Raw genomic sequence first — 8,828 nt, forward strand, 5'->3', positions numbered from 1 at the left:
GTCGCAGTTACGCACGTTTTGAGGGTTCAAAACGTGCGTAACTGCGACCCAGTTGGGTTAAAACAGCATCCCCTAGGACACCCCGGCCACCACGGAGTACGTGCTCGAGTCGCCTTGGATCGGCTGGCTCTGCTTGCCGTCCGTGCCCACCGGGATGTCGCCGGCAATTGTCACGCGGTTCAGTTTGCGGGGCTGCCCGTCATAGTTGTCCGGTGCGTAGTGCTGGGTGATCCGGTTGTCGAACAACACCACTTGGTTGGGCTCCCAATTCACCCGGACTACGTTTTCCGGCCGGGTGACGTAGGCCTGCAGGAGCCGGATGATGTCCTTCGACTCGGTGTTGGACAGACCCACGATCCGCAGGCGCTGCGCGAAGCCCCCAATGAACAATCCGCGCTCGCCGGTCAAGGGGTGGACCCGAACCACCGGGTGGGCGGTCTCGAACTTCAGCCGCGTGAATTCCTTGCGGCGTTCCTCGGCGTTGGTGTGCTCCAGGTTCTTCGGAACGGAGTAGTCGTAGTCGTTGGTATGGATGGCCCAGAGGGTATCCGCGAAGTTCCGTAGTTCGTCCGGGAGGTCGCGGTAGGCGCCGGCGGAGGACGCGATCAGGGTCTCGCCGCCATAGGCCGGCAGGTCGATGCTGCGAAGGGTGGAGGCCTGAGGCGGGTTCACCACGAACGTGACGTCGGTGTGCCAGTTGTTCGCCGAGCCGTTCTCGCTGTCCACCGGCAGGACGTTCTCTTCACCCTCCACGGACGCCACGGTGGGGTGTGCCTTGGTGAGCGGACCGAAGTGGGAAGCGAACTTCACCTGGGCTTCGTCCGTCAGGATGTTCGCCTCACGGAAGACGAGCGCCTTGTGTTCGTTGAGGGCAGCACGGATCTGCGCCACGGTGTCCGCGCTCAGATCTCCGGAGATATCCAGGCCCCGGATTTCGGCCCCGATTCGGGCTCCAAGCTTCTGGAACTCAAGTTTGGTTTCGGTAATGACGGTCATTTGTTTTCCTTACTTTCGATGTGGTGTGTGGCGGGTGCCACCATGGAAAAATCAGGAAGCGGCTGAACCCACGGCGGTGCGCCAGCGTGAGAAGTGCCGCTCCAAGGCGACCAGCAGGAAGTTCACGGCAAGCCCCAGCAGGGACACCGTGAGGATCCCGGCATACATGTCAGGGATGAGGAAGCTGCTTTGGGCGTTGACGATCAGGTACCCGAGGCCTGCCTTGGCGCCCACCATCTCGGCGGCGATCAGGACCAAGATGGAGGCCGTGCCTGCCATGCGGATACCCGTGAAGATGGTGGGAACCGCGGAGGGCAGGATGACTTTCTGGAACAAGCGGAAGCTCCCCAACCCCAAGGAACGCGCGGCCCGGATAAGGAGTGGATCCACGGTTTTCACGCCGGCGATCGTGTTGAGCAGCACCGGGAAGAACGCAGCGTAGGCCACGATGCTGATCTTCGACTCTTCGCCGATGCCCAGCAGGAGAGTGAACACCGGGAGCAACGCCAAGGCAGCGGTGTTGCGGAACAGCTCCAGCAGGGGGTTGAGCACCAAGTTCAGCCGCCCGTACCAGGCGATCAACAGCCCCAGCGCAACACCGGCCACCAACGCAGCACCGAAACCTGCAACAGACCTCGTGAGGCTCGCAGTGATGTGCCCTTGGACGGTTCCGGCCTCGAACAACCTGGCCCAGGCAGCCAGGACTTCGTGCAGCGGGGGAAGGAAGACCTTGGTGGACGGGCTGGCCAGATACGTCGGGCCCAGCTCCCAGAGCGCCAGGAAGGCAAGGACTGCTGTGGACTTCCACACGACCGAACCGGCAGCGTTGGCGAGACGCCGCCCGGCCGATGGTTCCGGCGTCGTACGGGCTGCTGCAGGATGGGCCGCAGCGGAAGGCCCGACGGCGGCAGCCGGCCGGGTTGCGGACGTTGCCGTTTGTTGTTCTTGAGTGAGGGTGGTGGTCATCAGGCCGCACTCCTTTCAGTAGCGGTTGCGGGTTCGTCCGGTGCGCTGCCGTCGGGCAGGATCTTGCGGTGCCCGGCGTCCTGCGCTCGCCGGACCTCGTCGTGGAGCAGTGTCCAGACCTGGTGCCGGTGCTCAACGAACGCAGGGTTGGACCTGATGTCCTGGTCACCGTCGCGGTCCGGGATGGTGATCTCCACGATTTCCTTGAGCCGGCCGGGACGGGCGCTGAGCACGGCGACGCGTTGGCCCAGGTACACGGCCTCGTCGATTCCGTGGGTGATGAACACGATGGTCTTGCCTGTTGCCTTCCAGATCCGCAGGAGTTCGTCCTGCAGCTGTACACGGGTCTGGGCGTCCAACGCGGCGAATGGTTCGTCCATCAGCAGCACGTCCGGTTCGTAGGCAAGGCTCCGCGCGATCGCCACGCGTTGCTTCATCCCGCCGGAGAGCTCGTGCGGAAAACGGTCTTCGAAGCCGGCCAAGCCCACCAGGGCCAGGTATTCCTTGGCCTTGGCTGCCCGTTCGCGCCGGTTCAGCTTCCTGCCATCCGGCCCGGGGCCTTCCAAACCGATGGAGACGTTGGCCGATGCTGTCCGCCATGGAAAGAGGGCGTATTGCTGGAACACCACCGCGCGGTCCTTGCCGGGTCCCGTCACGGGTTGGCCGTCCACCAGGACCTCGCCGGAGGTCGGGGTGGAGAGGCCCGCGAGCAGGTCCAGCAAAGTGGTCTTGCCCGAACCGCTGGGTCCCACCAACGTGAGGAACTCGCCGTCGCGGACGTCGAGGTTGAGTGAGTCGATGGCCGTGAGCCGTGTGGCCGGGCCACCCTTGCTTGCCCTGACGGTGAATTCCTTGCTGACGTTGCGCAAGCTGATTTTGGCTGTCATGGCTATCCCTTCTTCGCAGTGCTTGAAGTCGCAGGGCTTGAATTGGAAGTGCCTGTAGTCGCAGTGTCCGCGGAACCGCCGGCGAGCCCGTTGTAGTCGTTGGTGTAGTACTTGGACGGCGTGAGATCGCCCTTCACGATTCCCGAAGAATTCAGCCAGGCTTCCCACTTGGTGAAGTCCGAATCCGTGATCACGCCGGCGTCGGGAACACCTGGGCTCTTCCAGAACTTCAGGTTGGCCGTACTCTCGTTGCGGCCCCGGCCCTCGATGATCTTGGCGAACCGGGCTATGACCTCCTCACGTGGCGTTTCAGCTGCCCATTTGATGGCCTTGGCAACTCCTGTGGTGAAGGTGCGTGTGGTGTCCGGATTTTTCTGGATGAAGTCGGTGCGGAAGACGATCTGGCCGCCGGCGAACGTGCCGAACAGTTCCACATCGCTGAACAGGGAGCGGAGGCCGCCTGCTTCAATGGCGCGGTCCTGAAGGACGCCGCCGAGCGTTCCAACGTCCACCTGCCCGCGGCGGATCGCTTCTTCCGTGTCATTTGGGGCCAAAGGCACCAGTTGGACCTGCTTGATCTCGTCCTGGCTGAGTCCATTCTTTGTCAGCCAGGTATTGATCACGGCCTCGTGGTGGGCGCCGAGGGTATTGACGGCCACCTTCTTCCCGATCAGGTCCTTGGGACCCTTGATGCCGCTGTCGGCTTTGACGTAGTACCCGCTGAAGGTTTTTTGGTCGGAGCCGTAGTAGTTGGTGACGGCCTTGACGGGGGAGCCCGCTTCGATGAGCTTGACCACCGCGCCGGAGAACGCGCCGCCGAAGTCCGTCTGGTTGGTGGCGGCGGATTGGATGTCCTGCGGGCCGCTGGTGGTGTTGCCCACCCAGCTGAGCTTGATGTCACCCAGGTAGCCCAGGTCGGCTGCCAGTTCCGGGAAGGTCACGTTGTTCGCCGAACCTTGGTAGCGAAGTTCCTTGACTTGGGCGGACGGGTCGGCCGGACCTGCTTCGGCTGAACCGCCGCAGCCGGAGACCGTCAGGGCTAGTACGACGGCGGCCGCGACGCTCAGCAGGGGCAGTTGCAGTTTCATGGGAGCTACTTTCCAGGGTTGGTTTGGTGTTCTTTGGTGCCGGGAAGACCGGAAGCTTCACCGGCTTGGGAACGATGTAAGCCCATGGAAGTGGTGGCTGGAAAGTGCGGCGGTAACCGCGGTATACCCTGGGAAACAGCGGGCAACGAAGCGAAATACCGGGCCTTGGGTGGCAACGAATGGACACATACTTCGCTGTGTTGATCCCTTTGACGGGAGTGTTCCGTCCGGTGACGAAGAACTACCGGCGGGCCGGGCATGACTGGCGCGGACCGCCGTCGAACGCCCATACTGTGGGACCCCACAGTCATAACGGGTTTAGTTCGTATTGATCCTCACAAGCGGACTGATTTCTTCGTCGCCCGGGCCGCAGGACGGATACGGTAGATACATGACCTCTAGCATCGCCGCCGAATCAGTTCGGCCCACCCGTAACATCCCTGCCGATATCGCCCGTTCCTGGCTCCTTGTGAATGCCATGAAGACGGAACTTTTCGACGAATCCGCAGGCTCACGGGCAGATGCCATCATCCTCGACATTGAGGATGCCGTTGACCCCTCGCAGAAGGACACCGCCCGCGAGAACGTCGTCAACTGGTTGACCGCCGGCGGTCAGGCATGGGTCCGCATCAATGACGCCACCAGCCCTTTCTGGGCCGATGACCTCGCCGGGCTGCGCGGCACCCCTGGCTTGCTCGGTGTCATGCTGGCCAAGACGGAATCCGCCGACCAGGTGACCGAGTCTTTCCACCGGATGGACGGCAAGACCCCGGTGATTCCGCTGGTTGAGTCCGCCCTCGGCATCGAGGAAGCCAACCACATCGCCCGCGCCCAGGGTGCTTTCCGCCTGGCCTTCGGTTCCGGTGACTTCCGCCGCGACACCGGCATGGCAGCAACCCCGGAAGCCATGGCCTACCCGCGGGCCAAGCTCGTGGTCGCCAGCCGCGTCGGCAACCTCCCGGGTCCCATCGACGGACCCACCGTCGGCACCAACCACCCCATCCTGCGCGAGCAGACCGGTATCACCGTGACCATGGGCATGACCGGCAAGCTCTGCCTGGCCATCGACCAGACCACGGTCATCAACGAAGTCATCAGCCCCACGCCGTCGGACGTCGCCTGGGCGACCGACTTTATGAACGACTTCGAGGCCAACGGCCGCGTCATCCGCGACGGCTCAGACCTGCCGCGCTTGGGCCGTGCAGAAAAGATCATGAAGCTCGCGGTGGCTTTCGGGGTCCAGCCGTCCCTTTAGGTCTGCTGTACTCGTAGAGATGCTGGTTCATGGCGTCACATGGAACTCCGATTCTCCGGCATTGAAGTTCCACGACGGCGGGGAATTCACGGACGTCGCGTTGGCCCGGGGTTGTGCCCTGGGCCTGCGCGTGCTGCCGGAATTGTGGTGCTTGGGCCACACCAAGGTCCAACGACCCGGCGAGCACACCCATGTACCCCGTCGCAGTGGATCACCGGCGGAGCGCGGCCCCCAATGCGGAGCCTGCCTTGGGGGCCGGAAGGCGCCGTGCGAGCACCTCGGTTGATTCATCGCGGTTTGTTCAGAGAGCCCGGCTTCCGGGAGAGCTGTGCGCGATTGCGCCTGCATCCTCGTTATCGACAACGAAAGTGATGAGGGTCTTGGTCGGGCACCGGCCTTTTCCAAGTGAAGCCATGCTCGGACGTGGTGAAGCTTGGCGGGACTGTTTTTGGTGGGCCTGAAGTTTGCGTTGATCCTGGGGAAGTCTTCCCGAAGAGGCCCGCAGACTTCCGATACGGCCACGATGTGTATCTTGCGTACCGATCGTTCATCGCCGCAGGCATTGTCCGCTTCGGATTGGCGGCGAGCGTGGTTACCAGCTTGTTTTCGCAAGCGATGTACCGAGGATCCTGATAGGGCAGTTTCGTACGCGCTGGTGTGGGCTGGGATATTTCCTCAGGGCGGCCGGCCACAAGCTGGTTGCTGGGTTCGTTCCTGAGGACAGCGTACCTAAGGTAAAAGCAAAAACTTTCGTCGGCATGGATCAAATTCCGCGTAGTCACAGTGCTATCTTTCGCTACTTGGTCGAGGCGAGGTAGGGCACCGCATCCAGCGGAAGATAGTGATTCGCAGTTGGGCGGAACAGCTCATCGGGGTTCCGTGAGCTGCGTAGCCGACCGAAGCGCCGGGAAGTTTCGGTGCTCAGGTTGGAATGGGGTAATGAACCAGAGACCTGATCTGCCGTGCATAAGTGATGGTGACCGGACGTTCATGACGCCATATTTAAGAATCGTTAGCACGTTGGTGCAAATTTAATGACTTAATCAGCAACCTTTGGTTTTCAGAAAATTACTTTCTAGAAACTTGTTGTCTATTGTCCGAGTTGCTCGTAGCATTCGTTATGCGGAGAAGCCCAGTTCTTGAACTTTGCTCCTAGTGAATATTAATCCTCGGGCTTCAATCAACAGAATAGTTTGGGGGGTTTATGGGAAAGTGCCATTCTCTTGGACGTGCGGCGGCCTTCGGGCTTGCAGCCATTGCTTTGTCTTCATGCGGGGCAGGAGGGGCGTCGCAGTCCGGCTCACCGTCAGTCTCACCCTCATCGTCAAGTGAGTGCATGAAGTTCCTGCCTGAGGCACCCTGCGGGAAGTTGAGGAGTATCGCAGGAACAGCCGCCGGTCAAGCTATCGTTTGGGTGAGTGACGGGCAGATCACCGTCCAGCTCGACCGGGTTGATCGGAACCCATACCTTACTGTCGTTCTTCCATGCGGCCCTGTGAACGTGCCTGTCACCATCAGTGGATCTGACATGGTGGTGTCCGGAAAGATCGCGGTCGGTGCGTCGGGATGTGCGGACGCCGAGAAGGGTGAGCGGCAACTCTGGGCACTCGGCCTTCTTCAAAATGGCGTGCGGCTCGACTTCTCGAGAGGGGTGATGACATGGACAAATGGTGAAGATTCACTGTCCTTCGATGCGATCTGAGTGGCCTCAACTCTAACCGCATTTCTCCAAGGCGTCATCCCCAGGCAGCGCCAACTTGGCTATGCATAACAACCACGCGCCGATCGGAATCGTCGCAATGATGTACTGGGGGATCAATTGAAAAAAGCGCTACTCATAACAGCTGGTACGTTGCTGCTACTTCTGGGCATTATCAGCCCGGCGACAGCCGCATCGGATGCACCTTCCACCCCTTCTGGCGAAGGTACCATTGAGGAATTCACTCAGAGTGTTGGAGTCGAATTTCTGGAAAACCAGAAGAGGCTCTCCGCTTTCAAATACTGGATCACTCAGATTCCTGGAATTTATGATGCTGGATATGTGGAACAGGTCAATGACGCCAAGAGTCTCAGCGTGAAGCTGCTCTGGAAGGGCGAGTCCCAACTCCGCGATTCGGTAGCTAGTGAAGCACGTAGGCAGGGCATCACAGTGACGTTTTCGGAGCGACCCTACTCGGTTCCGGAGATTGAATCCGCGAACGTCGCCCTTATGAGAAATGACAAGGCTTTTGAACCTTTAGGGTTCAAGGTCTCTTCCGTCGGGGGTATAGGTGATGACGACGGTCAAATAGTAATCCGAGGCAATGCGATAAACCGTGAGGGTGGCATACTTACTGCAGCTGAGCGGACCGCGGTTGAGAAGCTGGCACACGACATTGCCAAGCTGCCTATTCAAGTTATTGACGGTGTAGAGGTCCGCCCAGCTTCCAGGATGAATGACTACAGTCCATTCAATTCAGGTGCCTACCTGATCAATAGCAACGGTATGAGCTGTACTACCGGATTTGCCCTCAAAGCCAAGACGGGGACCGGGAGCTGGACAAACACAGCCAGACACTGCGACGGAACCGGCTGGTGGTATGCTCGCGATAATTCGGGATCTTCAGCAGGTATGCAATGGCGGGATTCACCCGACGGCCAAGCTGCCCTGCTGTCCGAAACGGGCAGCCTATGGATGTTCGACGGGGCTTGGAATAACACGGCAGGCTACTCTAAGCCCGTAGCAGGTTTTCATGACTTGTCACTGGGCGACTATGTTTGCACCAGTGGTGGCAACTCCGGAGTGCATTGCAATATTGGGATCATGTATCTGAATTTCTACTGGAACGACGGGTACGGTTATGCCTCCCAAATGGAGGGCTACCAGTCGGTGAACGGACAGATCGCGGCCATCCAAGGGGATAGTGGGGGACCAGTTATTGTTCCTTACGGTAACGGCAGTGTCGGCGCTGCCGGTATGATTCAGGCCGTGGCAGGTACCCTATATAACTATGGTAATTGTGGTAGCGTCCGCGATGGCGGGGCAAACTACTGCAGCCGATACGTGTGGTTTACGTCCACACGGACGATTGCGAACAGCTTGGGCATGAACTTGGTGACTTGGTAGCTTTTTTAATCAGACTTCCGAAATGATGACCTTACGAAGGCCTCGTCCTGCATTCGGACGAGGCCTTCGACGGGCATGATTCTGACACCTCAACTGCTGCGTTGAATGACTGCGTCATAGTCGTGTCGACGGCCCCACAGGAGCTCATCTTTTAAATGGAAAGGCAGTTGTCGGCGGAGGTATCCATTGCGCTGGGAAACTAATTACACCTTGGATAAGAGCGGCCCCCACTTATGGTGCGCCAGCGCAAGGCACTCTTGGGAGAGATCGTGGCGGGCGGTGACACCGGCGAAAAGCATTACTTGGATATCAGACGGCAACTGGTCTTCTACCCGAAGGAAGAAATCATCAAGATCGCCAAGTTTATCCATCCTGCGGGGATGCCAATGATCCGTGGCCAACGCTGCCCGCCACTTTGAGGATTATGCAGTCCTGGTTTTTGGAACGGACTAAGGCGGCTTGCTGGGTGTTAAGGGGCTCATCGCATTTGAGGGTGTAATCGTGCCGGGCGCGTCGGTGGCCGGATAGAG

General features: G+C 59.9%; 8 protein-coding genes. 4 read left to right on the forward strand and 4 right to left on the reverse strand.

Features of this window, described 5'->3' with window-relative positions; all coding sequences use genetic code 11:
• Window positions 1-72: 72 nt before the first annotated feature.
• The 4 genes from OCL88_RS20355 to OCL88_RS20370 are packed head-to-tail and all read right to left on the reverse strand — an operon-like array spanning window position 73 to window position 3,937.
• Complete coding sequence (locus tag OCL88_RS20355; protein WP_264963746.1) at window positions 73-996, reverse strand: TauD/TfdA dioxygenase family protein; 924 nt, start codon at window positions 994-996, stop codon at window positions 73-75.
• A gap of 51 nt (window positions 997-1,047) precedes the next feature.
• A complete protein-coding gene (locus OCL88_RS20360) occupies window positions 1,048-1,962 on the reverse strand; it encodes an ABC transporter permease (protein WP_264963747.1) in 915 nt (304 codons plus the stop codon).
• Window positions 1,962-2,849 (reverse strand): ABC transporter ATP-binding protein, encoded by an 888-nt coding sequence (locus OCL88_RS20365; protein ID WP_264963748.1) that lies wholly within the window; start codon window positions 2,847-2,849, stop codon window positions 1,962-1,964. Before OCL88_RS20365 ends, OCL88_RS20360 begins: the two co-directional genes overlap by 1 nt.
• A 2-nt stretch (window positions 2,850-2,851) precedes the next feature.
• Window positions 2,852-3,937 (reverse strand): ABC transporter substrate-binding protein, encoded by a 1,086-nt coding sequence (locus OCL88_RS20370; protein WP_264963749.1) that lies wholly within the window; start codon window positions 3,935-3,937, stop codon window positions 2,852-2,854.
• A gap of 391 nt (window positions 3,938-4,328) precedes the next feature.
• On the opposite strand from OCL88_RS20370, the gene OCL88_RS20375 reads away from it, so the two are divergent.
• The 4 genes from OCL88_RS20375 to OCL88_RS20390 all read left to right on the forward strand — a co-directional run bounded on the left by OCL88_RS20375 (window position 4,329) and on the right by OCL88_RS20390 (window position 8,717).
• Entirely contained in the window at window positions 4,329-5,192 is an 864-nt protein-coding gene (locus OCL88_RS20375; protein WP_021472361.1) for an HpcH/HpaI aldolase/citrate lyase family protein, read from the forward strand.
• Window positions 5,193-6,528: 1,336 nt separating this feature from the next.
• Window positions 6,529-6,894 (forward strand): hypothetical protein, encoded by a 366-nt coding sequence (locus tag OCL88_RS20380; protein WP_264963750.1) that lies wholly within the window; start codon window positions 6,529-6,531, stop codon window positions 6,892-6,894.
• Between the two features lie 117 nt (window positions 6,895-7,011).
• Entirely contained in the window at window positions 7,012-8,298 is a 1,287-nt protein-coding gene (locus OCL88_RS20385) for a S1 family peptidase (RefSeq protein ID WP_264963751.1), read from the forward strand.
• Between the two features lie 233 nt (window positions 8,299-8,531).
• Entirely contained in the window at window positions 8,532-8,717 is a 186-nt protein-coding gene (locus tag OCL88_RS20390; RefSeq protein ID WP_264963752.1) for a hypothetical protein, read from the forward strand.
• Window positions 8,718-8,828 lie beyond the last annotated feature (111 nt).

The sequence above is a fragment of the Paenarthrobacter sp. PAE-2 genome, assembly GCF_026013155.1.
GTDB classification, from domain to species: domain Bacteria; phylum Actinomycetota; class Actinomycetes; order Actinomycetales; family Micrococcaceae; genus Arthrobacter; species Arthrobacter ureafaciens.